Origin of the sequence: Kitasatospora sp. NPDC059817, assembly GCF_042731835.1 — a bacterium.
Lineage (GTDB): Bacteria > Actinomycetota > Actinomycetes > Streptomycetales > Streptomycetaceae > Kitasatospora.
Window position 1 is genome coordinate 1 of sequence record NZ_JBHWIR010000063.1, and the last position, 19,492, is coordinate 19,492.

15 protein-coding genes are annotated in these 19,492 nt (G+C 70.8%); 3 read left to right on the forward strand and 12 right to left on the reverse strand.

Going from position 1 to position 19,492, the window contains the following annotated elements; translation table 11 throughout:
• Window positions 1-479: 479 nt before the first annotated feature.
• The 9 genes from ACFV61_RS16050 to ACFV61_RS16090 all read right to left on the reverse strand — a co-directional run bounded on the left by ACFV61_RS16050 (window position 480) and on the right by ACFV61_RS16090 (window position 11,003).
• Complete coding sequence (locus ACFV61_RS16050) at window positions 480-2,003, reverse strand: CoA-acylating methylmalonate-semialdehyde dehydrogenase (protein ID WP_350882849.1); 1,524 nt, start codon at window positions 2,001-2,003, stop codon at window positions 480-482.
• A 319-nt stretch (window positions 2,004-2,322) separates the two neighbouring features.
• On the reverse strand, window positions 2,323-3,111 hold the full coding sequence (locus ACFV61_RS16055) for a hypothetical protein (protein WP_380492172.1): 789 nt from the start codon (window positions 3,109-3,111) through the stop codon (window positions 2,323-2,325).
• 71 nt (window positions 3,112-3,182) lie between these two features.
• Entirely contained in the window at window positions 3,183-3,614 is a 432-nt protein-coding gene (locus tag ACFV61_RS16060; protein ID WP_063347650.1) for a hypothetical protein, read from the reverse strand.
• Window positions 3,615-3,795: 181 nt separating this feature from the next.
• Window positions 3,796-5,190 (reverse strand): FAD-binding oxidoreductase, encoded by a 1,395-nt coding sequence (locus ACFV61_RS16065; protein ID WP_063347651.1) that lies wholly within the window; start codon window positions 5,188-5,190, stop codon window positions 3,796-3,798.
• Between the two features lie 63 nt (window positions 5,191-5,253).
• Window positions 5,254-6,057 (reverse strand): ABC transporter permease, encoded by an 804-nt coding sequence (locus ACFV61_RS16070; RefSeq protein WP_380377495.1) that lies wholly within the window; start codon window positions 6,055-6,057, stop codon window positions 5,254-5,256.
• Window positions 6,057-6,986, reverse strand: coding sequence for an ABC transporter permease (locus ACFV61_RS16075; protein ID WP_063347653.1), 930 nt, complete (start codon window positions 6,984-6,986; stop codon window positions 6,057-6,059). Before ACFV61_RS16075 ends, ACFV61_RS16070 begins: the two co-directional genes overlap by 1 nt.
• Window positions 6,983-8,125: an ABC transporter ATP-binding protein gene (locus ACFV61_RS16080; protein ID WP_380340579.1), complete on the reverse strand. Its 1,143-nt coding sequence runs from the start codon at window positions 8,123-8,125 to the stop codon at window positions 6,983-6,985. Before ACFV61_RS16080 ends, ACFV61_RS16075 begins: the two co-directional genes overlap by 4 nt.
• A 48-nt stretch (window positions 8,126-8,173) precedes the next feature.
• Entirely contained in the window at window positions 8,174-9,424 is a 1,251-nt protein-coding gene (locus tag ACFV61_RS16085) for a spermidine/putrescine ABC transporter substrate-binding protein (protein ID WP_063347655.1), read from the reverse strand.
• 67 nt (window positions 9,425-9,491) lie between these two features.
• Window positions 9,492-11,003, reverse strand: a complete 1,512-nt coding sequence (locus tag ACFV61_RS16090; protein ID WP_380377499.1) for a gamma-aminobutyraldehyde dehydrogenase — start codon at window positions 11,001-11,003, stop codon at window positions 9,492-9,494.
• A gap of 356 nt (window positions 11,004-11,359) precedes the next feature.
• Between ACFV61_RS16090 and ACFV61_RS16095 the strand changes: the two genes are divergently transcribed.
• Entirely contained in the window at window positions 11,360-13,015 is a 1,656-nt protein-coding gene (locus ACFV61_RS16095) for a PucR family transcriptional regulator (RefSeq protein WP_063347657.1), read from the forward strand.
• 39 nt (window positions 13,016-13,054) lie between these two features.
• Here the strand turns inward: ACFV61_RS16095 and ACFV61_RS16100 are convergent, their stop codons facing one another.
• The 3 genes from ACFV61_RS16100 to ACFV61_RS16110 form a co-directional block, all read right to left on the reverse strand.
• Window positions 13,055-14,254 (reverse strand): spermidine/putrescine ABC transporter substrate-binding protein, encoded by a 1,200-nt coding sequence (locus tag ACFV61_RS16100; RefSeq protein WP_063347658.1) that lies wholly within the window; start codon window positions 14,252-14,254, stop codon window positions 13,055-13,057.
• Window positions 14,255-14,322: 68 nt separating this feature from the next.
• Window positions 14,323-15,681, reverse strand: coding sequence for an aspartate aminotransferase family protein (locus ACFV61_RS16105; RefSeq protein ID WP_063347659.1), 1,359 nt, complete (start codon window positions 15,679-15,681; stop codon window positions 14,323-14,325).
• 143 nt (window positions 15,682-15,824) lie between these two features.
• The gene (locus ACFV61_RS16110) at window positions 15,825-17,270 is read right to left on the reverse strand and encodes a gamma-aminobutyraldehyde dehydrogenase (protein WP_380377507.1); all 1,446 of its coding nucleotides are present in this window, start codon (window positions 17,268-17,270) and stop codon (window positions 15,825-15,827) included.
• A gap of 301 nt (window positions 17,271-17,571) precedes the next feature.
• Here ACFV61_RS16110 and ACFV61_RS16115 point away from each other — a divergent pair, with 301 nt between their 5' ends.
• Both ACFV61_RS16115 and ACFV61_RS16120 read left to right on the forward strand, forming a co-directional pair.
• Window positions 17,572-18,045, forward strand: a complete 474-nt coding sequence (locus tag ACFV61_RS16115; RefSeq protein ID WP_030243538.1) for an Lrp/AsnC family transcriptional regulator — start codon at window positions 17,572-17,574, stop codon at window positions 18,043-18,045.
• Window positions 18,042-19,436 (forward strand): aspartate aminotransferase family protein, encoded by a 1,395-nt coding sequence (locus ACFV61_RS16120; RefSeq protein ID WP_063347661.1) that lies wholly within the window; start codon window positions 18,042-18,044, stop codon window positions 19,434-19,436. The genes ACFV61_RS16115 and ACFV61_RS16120 overlap by 4 nt, the downstream gene beginning before the upstream one ends.
• Window positions 19,437-19,492: the final 56 nt, after the last annotated feature.

A 19,492-nucleotide genomic window follows, 5' to 3' on the forward strand; every position in this document is an offset into this window, starting at 1 on the left:
TGACTTTTGGCACGCTGTTGAGTTCTCAAGGAACGGACACTTCCTTCGGACCGCCTTCCAGCGGGCCCTCCGGGCGCTTCGTTCTTTCGTGTTTCCAGCTTACCAGATGTTTTCCGCTCCGTTTCCGGCGCTTCGTTCATCCAACTCGCTGGTGTCTTCTGCGGCTTGACGCCCCGTCCGACGTTTCAAACTCTAGCCGATCCCCGCTCCGAAAAGCGAATCGGCCGCAATCCAATAAAACGAACACGCCGAATAAGAACCAAGCCGCGACAAGACGCGACCCAGCCCGAACCAGGAAATGGTGTTTCAAAAGGATTGGCTACCCCGGGACCGTCCGCGCAGAGATGCGTGTCCGGTGCTCCCAGCCAGGCAGCTCGAAGAACTCTACGCGTGATCGCGACCGGATGCAAACGGGGTGCAAAGGGCCGGCCGGACCCCGGGGAGAGGGGTCCGGCCGGCACGACCGCGGGGCGGGGGGATCAGCTGTTGGTGGGGAACCCGAGGTTGATGCCGCCGTGCGAGGGGTCCAGCCAGCGCTGGGTCACGGCCTTGCCGCGGGTGAAGAACTGCACGCCGTCCGGACCGTACGCGTGGGCGTCGCCGAACAGGGAGGCCTTCCACCCGCCGAAGGAGTAGTAGGCGACCGGGACCGGGATCGGCACGTTGATGCCGACCATGCCGACCTCCACCTCGAACTGGAAGCGCCGGGCCGCGCCGCCGTCGTTGGTGAAGAGGGCGGTGCCGTTGCCGTACGGGTTGGCGTTGATCAGTGCCAGGCCCTCGTCGTAGGAGGCGACGCGCACGACGGAGAGGATCGGGCCGAAGATCTCGTCGTTGTAGACGGACATGCCCGGCTTCACGTGGTCGAACAGGGTGGGGCCGAGCCAGAAGCCGTCCGAGGTCGGGGCGCCGTTCTCGTCCTCGGCGGTGACCGGGTGCTTGCGGCCGTCCACGGCGAGCTCGGCGCCGTCGGCGACACCGGACTCGACGTAGGAGGTGACCTTGTCGCGGTGCTGGCCGGTGACCAGCGGGCCCATCTCGGAGTCGCCGTTGCAGCCGGGGCCGACCTTCAGGGTGGCGATCCGCTGCTTGATCTTGTCGACCAGCTCGTCGCCGATCGGGTCGACCGCGACCAGGACGGACACGGCCATGCAGCGCTCGCCGGCCGCGCCGAAGCCCGCGTTGACGGCGGCGTCGGCGGCCAGGTCGAGGTCGGCGTCGGGCAGGACCAGCATGTGGTTCTTGGCACCGCCCAGGGCCTGCACGCGCTTGCCGTAGCGCGTACCGGTCTCGTAGACGTAGCGGGCGATCGGGGTGGAGCCGACGAAGCTGACGGACTTGACGTCCGGGTGCTCCAGCAGGCGGTCCACGGCGGCCTTGTCGCCGTGCACGACGTTGAAGACGCCGTCCGGCAGGCCTGCCTCCTTCCACAGCCCGGCGAGGAAGTTGGCGGCGGACGGGTCCTTCTCCGAGGGCTTCAGGACGACGGTGTTGCCGGCCGCGATGGCGAGCGGGAAGAACCACATCGGCACCATGGCCGGGAAGTTGAACGGCGAGATGATCGCGACCGGGCCGAGCGGCTGGCGGATCGAGTAGACGTCGACGCCGGTGGAGGCCTGCTCGGTGAAGCCGCCCTTGACGAGCTGCGGGATGCCGCAGGCGTACTCGACGACCTCCAGGCCGCGGGCGATCTCGCCGAGCGCATCGGAGTGGACCTTGCCGTGCTCGGACACGATGATCGCGGCCAGCTCGTCGCGGCGGGCGTTCAGCAGCTCGCGGAAGGCGAACAGCACGGTGGTGCGCTTGGCGACCGAGGCGGTGCGCCACTCGGCGAAGGCCGAGGCGGCGGCGGCCACGGCCTGGTCGACCTCGGCGATCCCGGCGAAGTCGACCTGGCCGGCGACCTGGCCGGTGGCCGGGTCGAAGATGTCACCGCGGCGGGGCGCCGCGCCGGCGGTGGCGACGGGCTCGCCGCCGATCCAGTGAGTGATGTGCTTACTCAAGTCCGTCTGCCTCCGAAGTCCCGGGCGGCGTCCTGCCGCCGGTCCTGTCTGGCGCCGCCCGCGAGTGGGCCGGGCGACGGGATTCACGGGGCTACCGCGTTCGTCTCCAGTCTGGTGCCCGCCGCGCCAGGCCTCAACGAACAGGCTGACGGGGATCGCGGATTCAGCCTTACAGGTCGTCCGGTTGCTCGGCCGAATGCGTGAGGGGGCACGAACGAACGTGTGAAGCCGGACCCGCAAAGACGACCCCGCAAGACGAAGGCGCCAGGAGGAACGCGCCAGGAGGAACGCGCGAGGACGAAGCGCCGCCACCCCGCGTTCAGGACTCCTCGTCCTCCAGGTACGGGTCGTGCAGACCGTCGGCCGCCTCCTGGGTCTCCAGCAGGTCCAGCCGCAGGTCCTGGGCCCAGGCGAGCGCCCACCGCTTCAGCCCGCCGACCGCGCGTGCCGCGACACCCCGGGCCCGGAACCGGCCGTCCGCCGCCTCGGCCAGCGTCTCCAGCCGGTCGGCGAGCGCCGCGGGCTGGAAGTCCGCATCCAATTCGCCTGCCAGCACGATGAGTTCGCCCTCCCGGTAGCAGTCGGTGAGGGCGTGCACGTCGACCAGGTCCCGCGGCATGCCACGGTCCACCAGCAGCGCGGTGGTGAGCGCGGCGGCGTCCTCCAGGGCGACGACTGGCAGGACGACCGGCAGCGCCACCGGCAGGACCGCCGCCGGTTCGCCGGGCGGAAGCGCGGCGAGGTCGAAGCGCACCGGCCGGTGCGCCAGCGGCTCCTTCCGCAGCTCCACCGAGTGCGACCGCCCGCCGAGCGCGAGCCGGACGGTGAGCTGCTCCAGCCGCGGCGTGCCCGGGCGTTCGGCGACCCCGCCGCCGGCCGCGCGGTAGGCCTCGCCCAGCGCGGCGGCCACCTCCGGCAGGTCGGCCCCGCCGGTCACCAGGGTGAGTCCGTCCTGCGGGCAGGCCGCGACACCGTGGGCGCGCAGCGCGTGCCCACCGGCCAGGGCGAGCCCGTACCGGTCGCAGACGGGGGCCGCCAGTGCGGCGAGGCGCAGCTGGGTGTGGCCCGGTCGAAGGGGCGCGTCGACGGCGTCCGGGGCGGTGGTCACGTTTCCAGTCTGACGCGACCGCCCGCTCCGCGCGCCACCGCCGGCCGGGGGCCGGAGTCCGGACCGGGGGATCACCAGCCGCTGAGCCCGGCCGCGGCCTCGTGCAGGGCGAGCTCCAGCAGCACCGGGTCGTTGAGCCGTCCGGAGCCGTCGGGCGGGACGAGCCAGCGCACCCCGCGGCTGCGGCGCTCGGGGTGCGGGACGACGATCCAGGTGCCCTCCCCCGCGCTGCGCACGCCCGTCCCGATCCAGCGGGCGGCGGTGCCGACGGGGACCAGGAAGCTGACGTGTTCGTCCCCGAAGTCGGTGAGGACGGGGCCGCAGGAGCCGGGGTCCAGGATCTCCAGGGCCGGGCGCCCGAGCCGTCCGGGGACGGAGAGGACGTCCCAGCGGCGGCCGGCCGGTAGCAGCATCAGCCCCAGCCCGGTGCGCTCCCATTGCTCCCGGAAGGCCTCCGGGTCCGCTGCCACCTGGGCGAGCCAGTGCAGTCCGGTGCTCTCCATGTCTGTCCCCGTTTCTTGCCGCTGGTTCCGGTCGGGTCGTCCTGGTCGGGACGCGGCGGGGAGACCGAGACCCGCCGTCACCAAGGAGAGGCGGACGGCGGGTCTCTCTTACACGGATAGCACGGATAACACGGATAGCAGGGATAGCAGGGATGGCGAGGTCAGCTCACGGACAGCGAGGTCAACTGTCGAAGCCGAGCCCCATGCGGTCGAGCGTGCGCAGCCAGAGGTTGCGGTGGCCGCCGTTGCGGTCCGCGCGCTCCAGCGAGCGGGTGGTGATCTCGATCCCGGCCCAGCGCACCGGCTCGGGCGGGAACGGCAGCGGCTTGCTGCGCACCATGTCCAGCGAGGTGCGCTCGGTGCGCTCGCCGGACAGCAGGTCGAGCATCACCTCGGCGCCGAAGCGCGTCGCGCCGACGCCGAGCCCGGTGTACCCGGCCGCGTACGCGACCTTGCCCCGGTAGGCGGTGTCGAAGAACGCCGAGAACCGGGTGCAGGTGTCGATGGCGCCGCCCCAGGCGTGGGTGAACCGCAGGCCCTCCAGCTGCGGGAAGCAGCGGAAGAAGTGGTTCGCCAGCGTGCGGAAGGTCTCCGGCCGCTGGTCGTACTCGTGCCGGACGTGGCCGCCGTAGTGGTAGACGGCGTCGTAGCCGCCCCACAGGATCCGATTGTCGGCGGAGAGCCGGAAGTAGTGGAACTTGTTGGCGCTGTCGCCGAGTCCCTGCCGACCGCGCCAGCCGATCGCGGCGAGCTGCTCGTCGCTGAGCGGCTCGGTCATCAGCGCGTAGTCGTACACCGGCACGATGTACGGCCGGACCCTCTTGACCAGCGACGGGAACACGTTGGTGCCGAGTGCGACGCGCCGGGCGAAGACCCGTCCGTACGGGGTGCGGACGGCCATGCCGCTGCCGTACTCCCGCAGGTCGGTGGCCCGGGTGTGCTCGAAGATCCGCACGCCCTGGCCGAGGCAGGCGTCCCGCAGGCCCCAGGCGAGCTTGGCGGGGTGGACCATCGCCACGCCCTCCTTGTCCCAGAGGCCGCCGAGGAAGGTCGGCGAGTCGACCTCGGCGCGCAGCTCGTCGGCGTCCAGGACGGTGATGTCGAAGCCGTACCGGGCGACGGCCTCGGCGATCTCGTGGAGTTCCTCGACCTGGTGCGGCTGGGTGGCGACGTCGATCTCGCCGGTGCGCTCCCACTCGGCGTCGATGCCGTAGCGCTTGAGGGTGGCCTCGATGCCGTCCAGGTTGGCGGCACCGAGGCGTTCCAGCTGGGCGAGTTCGGCGGGCCAGCGTTGCAGGCCGTTGCCGAAGCCGTGGGTGAGGCTGGCCGCGCAGAATCCGCCGTTGCGCCCGGACGCGGCCCACCCGACCTCGTTGCCCTCGACCAGCACGACGTCCAGCGAGGGGTCGCGTTCCTTGGCGATGAGGGCGGTCCAGAGGCCGGAGTAGCCGCCGCCGACGACCAGCAGGTCGCAGGTGGTGTCGCCGACCAGGGCGGGCAGTGCCGCCGGCCGGCCCGGATCCTCCAGCCAGAAGGGGGTGGGCCTGGCGTCACTGAGTGCGCGGGCGGAGTCCATGCATTATCAGCCACTTTCTGTACTTAGGCGATGGTTTGTTCGGCCACCACACCCGACCGTACGTCAGGCGGTGGCCTTCCGGCGGTTGCCCAGCCACTGGCCGGCGACGGTCAGCGCGACGGCGGCGATGAACATCGCGGTGCCGATGACGTTCACCTGCACCGGGATGCCGCGCTGCGACGCGCCCCAGACGAACATCGGAAAGGTGACCGTGGTCGGGCCCGAGTTGAACTGGGTGATGATGAAGTCGTCGAAGGAGAGCGCGAAGCTGAGCAGCGCTCCCGCCGCGATGCCGGGGGCGGCCAGCGGCAGGGTGACCCGCAGGAAGGTCTGGATGGGGGTCGCGTAGAGGTCCTGAGCGGCCTGTTCGAGCCTCGGGTCCATGCTCATCACGCGGGCCTTGACGGCCGTCACCACGAAGCTGAGGCAGAACATGATGTGCGCGATGAGGATGGTGGTGAAGCCGAACGGGATGCGCATGTTGAGGAACAGCGTCCCGAGCGAGGCGGCCATGACCACCTCGGGCATGGCCATCGGCAGGAAGATCATCGCGGTGGTGGCCGAGCGGCCGCGGAAGCGGTAGCGGGCCAGCGCGAAGGCGACCATGGTGCCGAGCACGGTGGCGCCGATGGTGGCGAGCACCGCGATCTGCAGGCTGAGCGAGAGCGACTGGCACATGTCGGCCACGCCGCAGGGGTTGGTCCAGGCGTCGGTGGAGAACTCGTTCCACTCGTAGTTGAACTTGCCGACCGGTTTGTTGAACGAGAAGGCGAGCACAACCAGGTTGGGCAGCACCAGGTAGGCGAGGGCCAGCACGCCGGCCAGCACCACCAGGTGGGCGCGTATCCACTTGGTAATCCGGGACATCAGACCAGTTCCTCCGTCCCGGCCTTGCGCATGTAGACCGTCACCATGCCCAGGATCAGGGCCATCAGGATGAAGCTCAGTGCGGCAGCCGTGGGGTAGTCGAGCACGTTCAGGAACTGCTTCTGGATGCCGTTGCCGACCATCTGCTCGCTCGGCGAGCCCAGCAGCTGGGCGTTGATGTAGTCGCCGGAGGCCGGGATGAAGGTGAGCAGGGTGCCGGCGACCACGCCGGGCAGCGAGATCGGGAAGGTGACCTTGCGGAAGGTGGTGAACGGCCGGGCGTACAGGTCGCCGGCCGCCTCGTGCAGGCGGGGGTCGATCCGCTCCAGCGAGGTGTACAGCGGCAGGATCATGAACGGCAGGAAGTTGTAGGTGAGACCGCAGACCACGGCGAGCGGCGTGGCGAGCACCCGGTCGCCGGAGGTGAGGCCGAGCGCGTTGGTGACGTCCAGGACGTGCAGGGTGTTGAGCACCCCGACCACCGGCCCGCCGTCGGACAGGATGGTCTTCCAGGCCAGCGTGCGGATCAGGAAGCTGGTGAAGAACGGCGCGATGACCAGGATCAGGATGACGTTGCGCCAGCGCTTGCCGGCCTTGAAGGCGATCGTGTACGCGAGCGGGTAGCCGACGGCCAGGCAGAGCACGGTGGCGATGCCCGCGTAGGAGAACGAGCGGACGAAGTGCCACTTGTACTCGACCAGGGCGTCCCAGTAGGTCGCGAGGTGCCAGGTGACCTTGAAGCCCGCTTCGAGCGAGCCGGTCTGCAGCGAGGTGGACGCCTGGTAGACCATCGGGACGGCGAAGAAGACGACGAGCCAGGCGATGCCGGGCAGCAGCAGCCAGTACGCGGTGAGCTTGCGCTTCGGCTTCCGTGCCGGTTCCGCGAGCGGTATGACCTGTGACGGAGCGGCCGGGGTGGTGGTGGTCATGCGGCCTCCTCCGCGGTGCCCGCGTCGATCGCCTGCGCGGCGTCCAGGGCGAAGGAGTGCGCCGGGTTCCAGTGCAGCAGGACGGGCGCGCCGGGGACGATCCGGGCGTCGCGCTCCATGTTCTGCTCGAAGACGGTGACCTCCTGGCCGCCGTCGGTGCGCACCACGTACTGGGTGGAGACGCCGATGAAGCTGGAGTCGAGGACGGTGCCGGCCAGCCGGTTGCGGCCGTCGGCGACCTCGGCGGAGGCGTGCGCGATGGTGATCTTCTCCGGGCGCACGCCCAGGTGGACCTGCCTGGCCTCGGTGGCGCAGCGCGCCTTGGGCACGGCGAGGCGGACGCCGGCCGCGGTGAGCAGCAGGTCGCCGCCGTCGGTACCGGTGACCTCGGCGGGCAGCAGGTTGGACTGGCCGAGGAAGTTGGCCACGAAGGTGGTGGCGGGGTTCTCGTACAGCTCGGCGGGGGCGCCCAGTTGCTCGACCCGGCCGCCGTTCATCACCGCGATGGTGTCGGCCATCGTCATGGCCTCCTCCTGGTCGTGGGTGACGTGCACGAAGGTGATGCCGACCTCGGTCTGGATCCGCTTGAGCTCCAGCTGCATCTGGCGGCGGAGCTTGAGGTCGAGCGCGCCGAGCGGCTCGTCGAGGAGCAGCACCTGGGGGTGGTTGATCAGGGCGCGGGCGACGGCGACGCGCTGCTGCTGGCCGCCGGAGAGCTGGTGCGGCTTGCGCCGGGCGTACTGGCCGAGTTCGACCAGCTCCAGCATCTCCTCGACCTGCTTCTTGACGTCCTTGCGGCCGCGGCGGCGCAGGCCGAAGGCGACGTTCTCGAAGATGTCGAGGTGCGGGAAGAGCGCGTAGCTCTGGAAGACGGTGTTCACCGGCCGCTTGTACGGGGGCAGGGCGGTGACGTCCTGGCCGCCGATCAGGACGGTGCCGCTGGTGGGCTCCTCCAGGCCGGCGATCATGCGCAGGGTGGTGGTCTTGCCGCAGCCGGAGGCGCCGAGCAGGGCGAAGAAGGAGCCCTGCGGGACGGTGAGGTCGAGCGGGTGGACGGCGGTGAAGGCGCCGTAGGTCTTGCCGATGCCGGTGAGGCGGACGTCGCCGCCGGCGGCCGCGTCGCGCTGCTGGTCTGTCATGGGTGTCTTCCTGGGTTCTCTGCCGGGAGTGGGCCGCGCGTGGGGGGGTCAGGCGCCGATGAGCTTGGAGAACTTCTGCTCGAAGTCGCTCTCCTCGGTCTCGGTGAGAGTGCGGAACACGTGCGACTTGGCCGCCATCTCGGGGGTGGGTACGACCAGCGGGTTGGCCGCGCTGTCCGGGGCGAGGGCGGCGAGTTCGTCCTTCATCCCGGTGACGGCGGAGACGAAGCCGATGCCCGCGACCAGTTGCGCCGCGATCTTCGGCTGATAGTAGAAGTCGATCAGCTTTTCCGCGTTCGCCTTGTGCTGCGCCCGGGCCGGGATCAGCATGTTGTCCGTCGAGGAGACGTAGCCCTTCTCCGGGATGACGAACTCGATGTCCGGGTTGTCGGCGCGCAGTTGGATCAGGTCACCGCCCCAGGCGACGCAGGCCGCGATGTCGCCGGAGGACAGCTCCTGGCCGTAGTCGTTGCCGGTGAAGCGGCGGATCTGCTTGCTGTCGACGCCCTTCTGCAGCCGGGCGACGGCGGCGTCGTAGTCGTCGGCGGTGAACTTCGCCGGGTCCTTGCCCAGGTCCAGCAGGGTGATCCCGATGCTGTCGCGCATCTCGGAGAGGAAGGTGACCCGGCCCTTGAGGTCGGGGTCGTCCAGCAGTTGGGAGACGCTGGTGACCTCCTTCCCCTTGGTCGCCTTCTTGTTGTAGGCGATGACGACCTGGATGCCGGCCCACGGGTAGGAGTACAGCCGGCCCGGGTCCCAGTCGGGGGCGCGGAAGCGGGAGTCGATGGTGGTGATCGCGGTGGTGACGTTCGCCGGGTTGAGCTTCTGCGCCCAGCCGAGCCGGATCATCCGGGCGGCCATCCAGTCGGTGAGGACCATCAGGTCGCGGCCGGTGTCCTGGCCGGCCGCGAGCTGCGGCTTGACCTTGCCGAAGAACTCGACGTTGTCGTTGACGTCCTCGTTGTACCTGACCTTGACGCCGGTGGCCGCGGTGAAGGCGTCCAGGGTGCCGTGCTTCTCCTTGTCCTTCTCGTCGGTGTCGATGTACAGCGGCCAGTTGGAGAAGTTGACCACCTTCTCGGTGTCCGAGAGGTCCTTGGCGGCGTTGGCGGTCGAGTCGCCGCCGACGGTCCTGGCCGCCGGGATCCCGCAGGCGGCCAGCGTGCCCGCACCGGCGGTCAGCGCGGCGGCCCGCAGCAGGGTGCGGCGGCCGATCGCGGCCCGGCCGCTGGTCAGGCTGCGTTCCCAGGCCTTGCGGACCGGTTCGGGCAGACCGTCGGTGAACTCGTTGAACGCCATGGAACGGGCCTCCTGGGGGTAAGAGGTCGAATCGGGGCGCCCTGGGGGCGGCGCCCCTGGGCAGGGGTTATCTGTCTCCGAAGACGGTGCGGTGCCAGTCCTTGCGGGCCACCGCGGTGGTGTCGAACATGACGTGCTTGACCTGGGTGTACTCGTCCAGCGAGTACTGGGACATGTCCTTGCCGTAGCCGGACGCCTTGTAGCCGCCGTGCGGCATCTCGCTGATGATCGGGATGTGGTCGTTGACCCAGACGCACCCGGCCGCGATCTCCCGGGTGGCGCGCAGCGAGCGGTGTACGTTGCCCGTCCAGGCGGAGGCGGCCAGGCCGTAGGGGGTGTCGTTGGCCAGCCGCAGGCCCTCGTCGTCGGTGTCGAAGGGCAGCACGACGAGCACCGGGCCGAAGATCTCGCCCTGGACCACCTCGCTGTCCTGGGCGGCGCCGGTGATCAGGGTGGGCGCGTAGTACGCGCCGCGGGTGAGGTCGGTGCCGTCGTGGCCCTTCTCCGGCGCGCGGCCGCCGGTGACCACGGTGGCGTAGGAGCGGGCGCGTTCGACGAAGCCGGCCACCCGGTCCCGGTGGGTGTACGAGACCAGCGGGCCGAGGTCGGTGTGCGGGTTGAGCGGGTCGCCGATCCGGATCGCGGCGTACAGCTCGGCCACGCCGGCCACGAACGCGTCGTACAGCGGGCGCTGGACGTACGCGCGGGTGGCGGCGGTGCAGTCCTGGCCGCCGTTGATCAGCGAGGCGGCGACCGCGCCGTGCACGGCGGCGTCGAGGTCGGCGTCGTCGAAGACCACGAACGGGGCCTTGCCGCCGAGCTCCAGGTGGGTGCGCTTGACGCTCGCGGTGGCGAGTTCGGCGACCCTGCGGCCGACCGGGGTGGAGCCGGTGAAGGACACCATGGCGACGTCCGGGTGCGCGACCAGGTGCTCGCCGGTGGTGCGTCCGGCGCCGGTGACCACGTTGACCACGCCGTCGGGGATGCCCGCCTCGGTGCAGGCCCGGGCGAACATCAGCGAGGTGAGCGGGGTCAGCTCGGACGGCTTGAGCACGATGGTGTTGCCCGCCGCGATCGCCGGCAGGACCTTCCAGGCGGCCATCTGCAGCGGGTAGTTCCACGGCGAGATCGAGCCGACCACGCCGATCGCCTCGCGGCGCACGTAGGAGGTGTGGTCGCCGGAGTACTCGCCGGCCGCCTTGCCCTCCAGGTTGCGGGCGGCGCCGGCGAAGAACGCCACGTTGTCGATGGTGCCGGGGACGTCGAACTCGGTGGCCAGCTTGACCGGCTTGCCGGTCTGCGCGGTCTCCACCCGGGCGAGGTCTGCACTCGCCGAGGTCAGGACGGCGGCCAGTGCGGTCAGCGCCTCGGAGCGGGCGCCGGGGGTGGCGCGGGACCAGCCGGGCAGGGCCGCCTTCGCGGCGGCCACGGCCGCGTCGACCTCGCCGGTGGTGGCCAGGGCGACCTGCTCGACCACGCTGCCGTCCGCGGGGTTGACGACCTGGAAGGGCTCGCCGCTCCCCCGGGTCCGACGGCCCGCGATGTACTGCGCGCCCGCGCCGAAGTCGGTCAGGTCCATCTGGTTCCTCCAAGTGCCGGTGGGTCGACTGCCACGGCGATTCTCACGGTTGTGCGGTGGGGGAATCCGACCGGCTGATCACCGGGGTTGCGCGATCCTGGCAGTCCGGCGGACTCCGGACAAGGGATTCCGCTGTTGCATTCCGGCAACGCGATGGATTCCGGCGTGAGGTCTGTTTTTCGCCACAGCCGACCCGCTGACCATGCCCGTTGCCGCCCCGGCGTGACAAGGGTCACTCCGACAACCTCGGCGGGTAGGGCCTTACAGGGTGCAAGGGTTCACCGAGGGCGACAGGTCGTCGCCGCGATGGATGATTTACCTGACACTCTGGTCCCTCAAGGCCCTGGAGGCCCGCGATGCTCCCCACCGTCGCCCGCGTGCTCGACCTGGAGGTGATGCGGCGCGGCCTGCCCCAGGTCGTCGCCGGCGCCGACCACCTGGAGCGGCCGGTCCGCTGGGTCCACGTGAGCGAACTGCCCGACGTCGCCGGGATGCTCCAGGGCGGCGAACTGGTGCTCACCACCGGCATCGCGCTGCCCGACGACCGCGAGGGCCTGGCCCGCTACGTCCGCGAACTGGACGAGGTGGGGGTCGCCGGACTGGTCGTCGAGTACGGCCGGCGCTACTTCGACTCGCTGCCCCGCGCCCTGGTGCACGCCGCCGAACAGCGCGGCCTGCCGCTGATCACGCTCCGCCGCGAGCTGCGCTTCGTCGCCGTCACCGAGGCCGTGCACGCGCTGGTGGTCAACGCCCAGCTGGAGCAGCTGCGCGTCTCCGAGGCCGTCCACCAGGTGTTCAACGAGCTGGTGGTGGAGGGCGCCGAGCCGCCCGAGGTGATCCGCCAGGTGGCCCGGATGGCGGGCGCGCCGGTCGTCCTGGAGAACCTCGCGCACCAGGTGCTCGCCCACGACACCGCCGGCCGCCCGGAGGTCGAACTGCTGGAGGACTGGGAGCGCCGCTCCCGCGGGGTCCGCCCGCCCGGCCGCACCGGGCACGACCCGCGCAGCGGCTGGCTGGTGACCACGGTCGGCGCCCGCGGCCAGGACTGGGGCCGACTCGTGCTGGTGCAGGATCCGGGCCCGCTGCCCGAGAACGAGGCCCACCCGCACACCATGCTGCTGGAACGCGGCGCCTCCGCCCTGGCGCTCAACCGGCTGGTGGTGCGCGACCGGGAGAGCCTGGAGCGGCAGACCCACCGCACCCTGCTGTCCGGCATCCTCACCCACGCGCTGACCGTCTCCGAGGTGGCCCTGCGCGCCCAGGCGCTCGGCGTCCCGCTGGAGGGCCGCCGGCTGGTCGGAGTGGTGCTGCGGCAGCGGCGCGGCCCGATCCCGGCCGCCCTGGAGGCGCAGGCCCGGCTGCGCGACTTCACCGAGCTCGCCGCGGGAGCCGTCCGGGCCTGCCGGCTCTCCGCCCTGGTCGGCGCGCTGGACGACGAGGGCGTCGGCGTGCTGATCACGCTCGGCACCCAGCAGGACGAGCACGCCGCCCTGGACGCCTTCTCGGCCACGCTGCGCCGGATGTCGGCCGAGGCCGGCCGGGACGACGCCGCCGCCGCACCCGCCCCGGTGGTCGCGGTCGGCTCCTCGGTCGGCTCCGTCCGGGACGCCCGGCGCACCCTGCTGGAGGCCACCCAGGTCGCCGACGCGGCCCTGCACGACGCGCCCGGCGGCCGGGCCGCCTCGTACTACCGGCTGCCGGACGTCCGGCTGCGCGGCCTGCTCCACCTGCTGCGCGACGACGCCCGGCTGCAGACCTACGTGGAGCGGGAGCTGGGCCCGCTGCTGGCCCACGACGCCGAGCACAACGGCCAGTTGGTGCAGATGCTGCGGATCTACCTGGAGCAGGGCCGGAACAAGTCGGCGGCGGCCGACGCCGCGCACCTGTCCCGGCCGTCCTTCTACGACCGCCTGCACAAGGTCGAGCGGATCCTCGGCGTCGACCTCGACCAGGTGGAGTCCTGCCTCTCCCTGCACGTGGCGCTGCTCGCCCTGGACGCCGTCCGCCGCTGACCGCCGACCGCTGACCGCTGACCGCTGACCGCCGGTGGCCTACACGCCGGTGATGCGCCCCCAGACCTTGTGCAGTTCGGGCCGCTCCGCCGAGGTGACGTCGCGCATGGTGTGCAGCCGGGCGCGCATCTCGTCGGTCGGGAAGAGCAGCGGGTTCTCCGCCAGTTCGGCCTTGTCCTTGTCGCCGCTGGCCGCCAGCACCTCGCGGGCGGCCGGCACCGGGCAGATGTACTGGACGAACGCGGCGAGTTCGGCGGCCACCTCGGGCTGGTAGTAGTGGTCGATCAGCAGCTCGGCGTTGCGCTTGTGCCGGGCCCGGTTGGGGATCATCAGGCTCTCCGCCCACAGCTCGCCGCCCTCCTGCGGCACCACGAACTCGATGTCCGGGTTCTGGGCGGTCAGTTGGACGGCGTCGCCGGAGTAGGCCTGGCAGGCGACGGCGGCACCGGAGGCGAGGTCGCTGGTGTAGTCGTTGCCGGTGAAGCGGCGGATGTGGCCGGTGTCGACCATCTTCTGCACGGTGTCCATCGCCCGGTGCGCGTCGTCCTCGCCGAACCGGGAGACGTCCGCACCCTGGGCGAGCATCAGCAGCCCGAGCGCCTCGTCCAGCCCGGCGAACAGGGTGACCCGGCCCTTGAGATCGGGCGCCCAGAGGTCCGCGGTCGACTTCAGCTCCCGGCCGAGCGCCTTGCGGTTGTACGCGATGCCGGTGATCCCGGACTGCCAGGGCACGCTGCGCCGGCGCCCGGGGTCGAAGGCCGGGTCGGCGAGCTGTGGGTCCAGGTTGGCGGTGACGTTGGGCAGGTTGGCCCGGTCCATGGCCTGCACCCAGCCGAGCGAGACGTACCGGCCGGCCATCCAGTCGCTGACCACCATGAGGTCCCGGCCGGGGTCGGCGCCCTGGGTGAGCACCGGGCTGATCTTTCCGAAGAACTCGTCGTTGTCGTTGATGTCCTCGGTGTAGGTGACCGCGATGCCGGTCCGCTCGGTGAAGGCGTCCAGGGTCGGCCGGTGGCCCTGGTCGTCGGTGTCGATGTACTGGGTCCAGTTGGAGAAGGCGAGCCGCTGCTCGCGGTCCGAGCGGTCCTGGACCGAGCGGCGGTCCTCAGCGACGTACGCGGACGGGATGCCGCAGCCGGTCAGCGTGCCGGCGCCGAGCAGCGCGGCCCCGCCGAGCACCGAACGCCGGCGGATCGTACGGGAGTTGTGGGGGCGGGTCGGGGTGGTGCTGCTGGGCATGGGGAAGGCCTCCGGAGCGTGGGACGGCCCCGGGCGTGCGCGACACCCGGGGCCGTCCGATCGGTACGTCAGACGGTGTGCGCGTCGGCGAGCGACAGCACCTCGTCGAGCACCGCGAGACCGGTCTTGGCCTCCTCCTCGGTGACGGTGCACGGCGGGACGACGTGGAGGCGGTTCATGTTGACGAACGGCCAGAGCCCGCGCTGCTTGCAGGCGGCGGCCAGCTCGGCCATCGGCGCGTTGGCGGGGCCGGCCGCGTTGTACGGGACCAGCGGCTCGCGGGTCCCGCGGTCCTTCACCAGGTCGAGCGCCCAGAACACGCCGAGGCCGCGGACCTCGCCGATCGAGGGGTGCCGCTCGGCCAGCTCCCGCAGGCCGGGGCCGAGCACGGTCTCGCCGATGTGCTTGGCGTTCTCGACGATGCCCTCCTCCGCCATGGCGGTGATGGTGGCGACGGCCGAGGCGCAGGCCAGCGGGTGGCCGGAGTAGGTGAGTCCGCCCGGGAACGCCCGCTCGGCGAAGGTGGCGGCGATCTCGGCGCTGATCGCCACGCCGCCCAGCGGGACGTAGCCCGAGTTGACGCCCTTGGCGAAGGTCAGCAGGTCCGGGGTGACGCCCCAGTGGTCGGCGGCGAACCACTCGCCGGTGCGGCCGAAGCCGGCCATCACCTCGTCGAGGATGAACACGATGCCGAAGCGGTCGCAGATCTCCCGCACCCCGGCCAGGTAGCCCGCCGGCGGGATCAGGATGCCCGCGGTGCCGACCACGGTCTCCAGGATGATCGCCGCGATCGTCCCGGGGCCCTCGAAGGCGATCACCTGCTCCAGGTGCTCCAGCGCACGCTCGCACTCCTGCGCCTCGTTCTCGGCGTGGAAGTTGGAGCGGTAGGCGTACGGGCCCCAGAAGTGCACCACGCCGGAGACGCCGGTCTCGTTGGCCCAGCGCCGCGGGTCGCCGGTGAGGGCGATCGCGTTGGCGGTGGCGCCGTGGTACGAGCGGTAGGCGGACATGACCTTCTGCCGGCCGGTGTGCAGCCGGGCCAGCCGGACGGCGTTCTCGACCGCCTCGGCGCCGCCGTTGGTGAAGAAGATCTTGTCGAGGTCACCGGGGGTGCGCTCGGCGATCAGCCGGGCGGCCTCGCTGCGCGCCTCGACCGCGAAGCCGGGGGCGATGGTGCAGAGCTTCGCCGCCTGCTCCTGGATCGCGGCGACCACCTTCGGGTGCTGGTGGCCGATGTTGGTGTTGACCAGCTGCGAGGAGAAGTCGAGGTAGCGGTTGCCGTCGTAGTCCCAGAAGTACGAGCCCTCGGCGCCGGCCACCGCGAGGGGGTCGATCAGCGCCTGGGCGGACCACGAGTGGAAGACGTGCGCGCGGTCGGCGGCCTTGACCGCCTGGCCGGCGGCTGAGTCAGCGGTGGGGATGCTCATGCCGGTAAGGCTAGGGAGTCGCGGCCCCGAAGTGCAGTTTCATCTTGTCAGCCGGTCACGCGAACGGCCGACAGGATGCAAAGACACCGGGCCCGGGTCGAAAGGACCCGGGCCCATTGTCCGTTCACACGATGGACGTGCGATCAGATCGCCGTCATGACGTGCTTCACCCGGGTGTAGTCCTCGAAGCCGTACGCGGAGAGGTCCTTGCCGTAGCCGGACTTCTTGAAGCCGCCGTGCGGCATCTCGGCGACCAGCGGGATGTGGGTGTTGATCCAGACGCAGCCGAAGTCCAGGCGGCGCGACATCCGCATGGCGCGGGCGTGGTCCTTGGTCCACACCGAGGAGGCCAGCGCGAAGTCGACGCCGTTGGCGTAGTCGACGGCCTGGTCCTCGTCGGTGAACTTCTGCACGGTGATGACCGGGCCGAAGACCTCGTTCTGGATGATCTCGTCGTCCTGCCGCAGGCCGGAGACGACGGTCGGGGCGTAGAAGTAGCCCTTCTCGCCGACCTGGTGGCCACCGGCCTCGATCTTGGCGTGGGTGGGCAGCCGCTCGATGAAGCCGGCCACCTGCTTCAGCTGGTTGGCGTTGTTCAGCGGGCCGTACAGCACGTCCTCGTCGTCCACGCCGCCGGTCTTGGTCTCGGCCGCGGCCTTGGCCAGCGCCTCGACGAAGGCGTCGTGGATCGACTCGTGCACCAGCACGCGGGTGGCGGCGGTGCAGTCCTGGCCGGCGTTGAAGTAGCCCGCGACCGAGATGCCCTCGACGGCCTCGGCGATGTCGGCGTCCTCGAAGACCACGACCGGGGCCTTGCCGCCCAGCTCCAGGTGGACGCGCTTGACGTCCTTGGAGGCGGACTCGGCGACCTGGATGCCGGCCCGGACCGAACCGGTGATGGAGGCCATCGCCGGGGTCTTGTGCTCGACCATCAGCCGGCCGGACTCGCGGTCGCCGCAGATCACGTTGAAGACGCCGGCCGGCAGCTCCAGGTCCTTGAGGACGCCGCCGATGATCTCGGCGAGCAGGACGGTGGAGGCCGGGGTGGTGTCCGAGGGCTTCAGGACGACGGTGTTGCCCGCGGCGATGGCCGGGGCGAACTTCCAGACAGCCATCATCATCGGGTAGTTCCACGGTGCGACCTGGGCACAGACGCCGACCGGCTCGCGGCGGACGATCGAGGTCATCCCGTCCATGTACTCCCCGGCGGCCTTGCCCTCCAGCATGCGGGCGGCACCGGCGAAGAAGCGGATCTGGTCCACCATCGGACCGATCTCCTCCGAGAGGGTCAGCCCGCGCGGCTTGCCCGTGTTGCGGACCTCCGCGTCGACGAGCTCGTCGGCCCGGGCCTCGACCGCGTCGGCGATCTTGAGCAGCAGCTTCTGGCGGGTGCTCGGGGTGGCGTCGCGCCAGACCGGGAAGGCGGCGGCGGCCGAGGCCATCGCGGCGTCCACATCGGAGGCACCGGACAACGGGGACGTCGCGTAGGCCTCACCGGTGGTGGGGTCGACGATGTCGAGCGTGCGGCCGTCCGCCGCGTCGACGAACTCACCGTTGATGTAGTTGCGCAGCGTGCGAAGGTCGCTCACGGGGTCTCTCCTCGGTCTGGGCCTGCGGCGTTGCAGATTCCGGCGCCATGGTACGTCGGCGGGTCCGGCGCACGAAGGGTGTCGGGTGGCCGGGCCCTGGACGGCGCGGTCCACTGGTTTGGGGGAACGCGCGCTGCGCTGCGGGGCTGCGCGCGTACCGTGCCAGGGTAGCCGCATGACTGCCGGTATCGACAGGTGCAGTGCATGTAGGCGATGAAATCCGTACGCGGATTCCAAGATCGCGACGAAATCAGCAGATTCCTCGCTTGCGAACGGGGGAACGATCAGGCACAGTGGCGGCGTGGCCAACCGCGACCGGAACGCGAGCGTTCCCCTCGATGCCGCCTCCAAGGCGATCATCGAGCAGCTCCAGGAGGACGGACGCCGCCCGTACGCCGCCATCGGCAAGGCCGTCGGCCTGTCCGAGGCGGCCGTGCGCCAGCGCGTCCAGAAGCTGCTCGACCAGGGCGTGATGCAGATCGTCGCCGTCACGGACCCGCTCACCGTCGGCTTCACCCGCCAGGCGATGGTCGGCATCCGGGTCGAGGGCGACATCGAGCCCGTCGCCGACGCGCTGGCCGCCCTCGACGAGGTCGACTACGTCGTCTGCACCGCAGGCTCGTTCGACCTCCTGGCCGAACTGGTCTGCGAGGACGACGAGCACCTGCTCGAACTGATCAACAAGCGCATCCGCGCGCTTCCCGGCGTGCGGAGCACCGAGAGCTTCGTCTACCTGAAGCTCCGGAAACAGACCTACACCTGGGGCACCCGATGACAGCCGACCCGGCGCAGAAGGACCTTTCCAAGACCGCCTACGACCACCTGTGGATGCACTTCACCCGCATGTCGTCGTACGAGAACTCCCCCGTGCCGACGATCGTCAAGGGCGAAGGCACCTACGTCTGGGACGACAAGGGACGCAAGTACCTCGACGGCCTCGCCGGCCTGTTCGTCGTCCAGGCCGGCCACGGCCGCGAGGAGCTGGCCGAGGCCGCCGCCAAGCAGGCCAAGGAGCTCGCCTTCTTCCCGGTGTGGAGCTACGCCCACCCGAAGGCCGTCGAGCTGGCCGAGCGCCTGGCCAACTACGCCCCGGGCGACCTGAACAAGGTCTTCTTCTCCACCGGTGGCGGCGAGGCCGTCGAGACAGCCTGGAAGCTCGCCAAGCAGTACTTCAAGCTGACCGGCAAGCCGACCAAGTACAAGGTCATCTCGCGCGCCGTCGCCTACCACGGCACCCCGCAGGGCGCCCTGTCGATCACCGGCCTGCCGGGCCTGAAGGCCCCGTTCGAGCCGCTGGTGCCGGGCACCCACAAGGCCCCGAACACCAACATCTACCGCGCCCCCGCCTTCCTCGAAGGCCCGGACGGCACGGTCGACCCCGAGGCCTACGGCCGCTGGTGCGCCGACGAGATCGAGGTGGCCATCCTCAACGAGGGCGCCGAGACCGTCGCCGCCGTCTTCGTCGAGCCGGTGCAGAACGCCGGTGGCTGCTTCCCGCCGCCGCCCGGGTACTTCCAGCGCCTGCGCGAGATCTGCGACCGCCACGACGTGCTGCTGGTCTCGGACGAGGTCATCTGCGCCTTCGGCCGCCTGGGCACCATGTTCGGCGCCGACAAGTTCGGCTACCAGCCCGACATGATCACCTGCGCCAAGGGCATGACCTCGGGCTACTCCCCGATCGGCGCCACGATCATCTCGGACCGCCTCGCCGAGCCGTTCTACAAGGGCGACAACACCTTCCTGCACGGCTACACCTTCGGCGGCCACCCGGTCTCCTCCGCGGTGGCGCTGGCCAACCTCGACATCTTCGAGCGCGAGGGCCTGAACCAGCACGTCCTCGACAACGAGGCCGCGTTCCTGGGCACCCTGAACAAGCTGCGCGACCTGCCGATCGTCGGCGACGTCCGCGGCAACGGGTACTTCTACGGCATCGAGCTCGTGAAGGACAAGGTCACCAAGGAGTCGTTCAACGACGACGAGGTCGAGCGCGTCCTCTACGGCTTCCTGTCGAAGGCCCTCTTCGACAACGGCCTGTACTGCCGCGCCGACGACCGTGGCGACCCGGTCATCCAGCTGGCCCCGCCGCTGATCTCCAACCAGTCGACCTTCGACGAGATCGAGCAGATCCTGCGGACCAGCCTCACCGACGCGTGGGCGAAGATCTGACCCCCTGATCCTCCTTCCCCACCCTCCGCCGAAGGGCGGTCCCACTCCCCCGGGAC

Excerpts from the sequence above, each read along its gene's own strand:
- ACFV61_RS16120 (WP_063347661.1), top strand. The coding sequence starts at position 18,042 with ATGACAGCCGACCCGGCGCAGAAGGACCTTTCCAAGACCGCCTACGAC.
- ACFV61_RS16105 (WP_063347659.1), bottom strand. The coding sequence starts at position 15,681 with ATGAGCATCCCCACCGCTGACTCAGCCGCCGGCCAGGCGGTCAAGGCC.
- ACFV61_RS16060 (WP_063347650.1), bottom strand. The coding sequence starts at position 3,614 with ATGGAGAGCACCGGACTGCACTGGCTCGCCCAGGTGGCAGCGGACCCG.
- ACFV61_RS16090 (WP_380377499.1), bottom strand. The coding sequence starts at position 11,003 with ATGGACCTGACCGACTTCGGCGCGGGCGCGCAGTACATCGCGGGCCGT.
- ACFV61_RS16080 (WP_380340579.1), bottom strand. The coding sequence starts at position 8,125 with ATGACAGACCAGCAGCGCGACGCGGCCGCCGGCGGCGACGTCCGCCTC.
- ACFV61_RS16100 (WP_063347658.1), bottom strand. The coding sequence starts at position 14,254 with ATGCCCAGCAGCACCACCCCGACCCGCCCCCACAACTCCCGTACGATC.
- ACFV61_RS16085 (WP_063347655.1), bottom strand. The coding sequence starts at position 9,424 with ATGGCGTTCAACGAGTTCACCGACGGTCTGCCCGAACCGGTCCGCAAG.
- ACFV61_RS16095 (WP_063347657.1), top strand. The coding sequence starts at position 11,360 with ATGCTCCCCACCGTCGCCCGCGTGCTCGACCTGGAGGTGATGCGGCGC.
- ACFV61_RS16065 (WP_063347651.1), bottom strand. The coding sequence starts at position 5,190 with ATGGACTCCGCCCGCGCACTCAGTGACGCCAGGCCCACCCCCTTCTGG.
- ACFV61_RS16075 (WP_063347653.1), bottom strand. The coding sequence starts at position 6,986 with ATGACCACCACCACCCCGGCCGCTCCGTCACAGGTCATACCGCTCGCG.
- ACFV61_RS16070 (WP_380377495.1), bottom strand. The coding sequence starts at position 6,057 with ATGTCCCGGATTACCAAGTGGATACGCGCCCACCTGGTGGTGCTGGCC.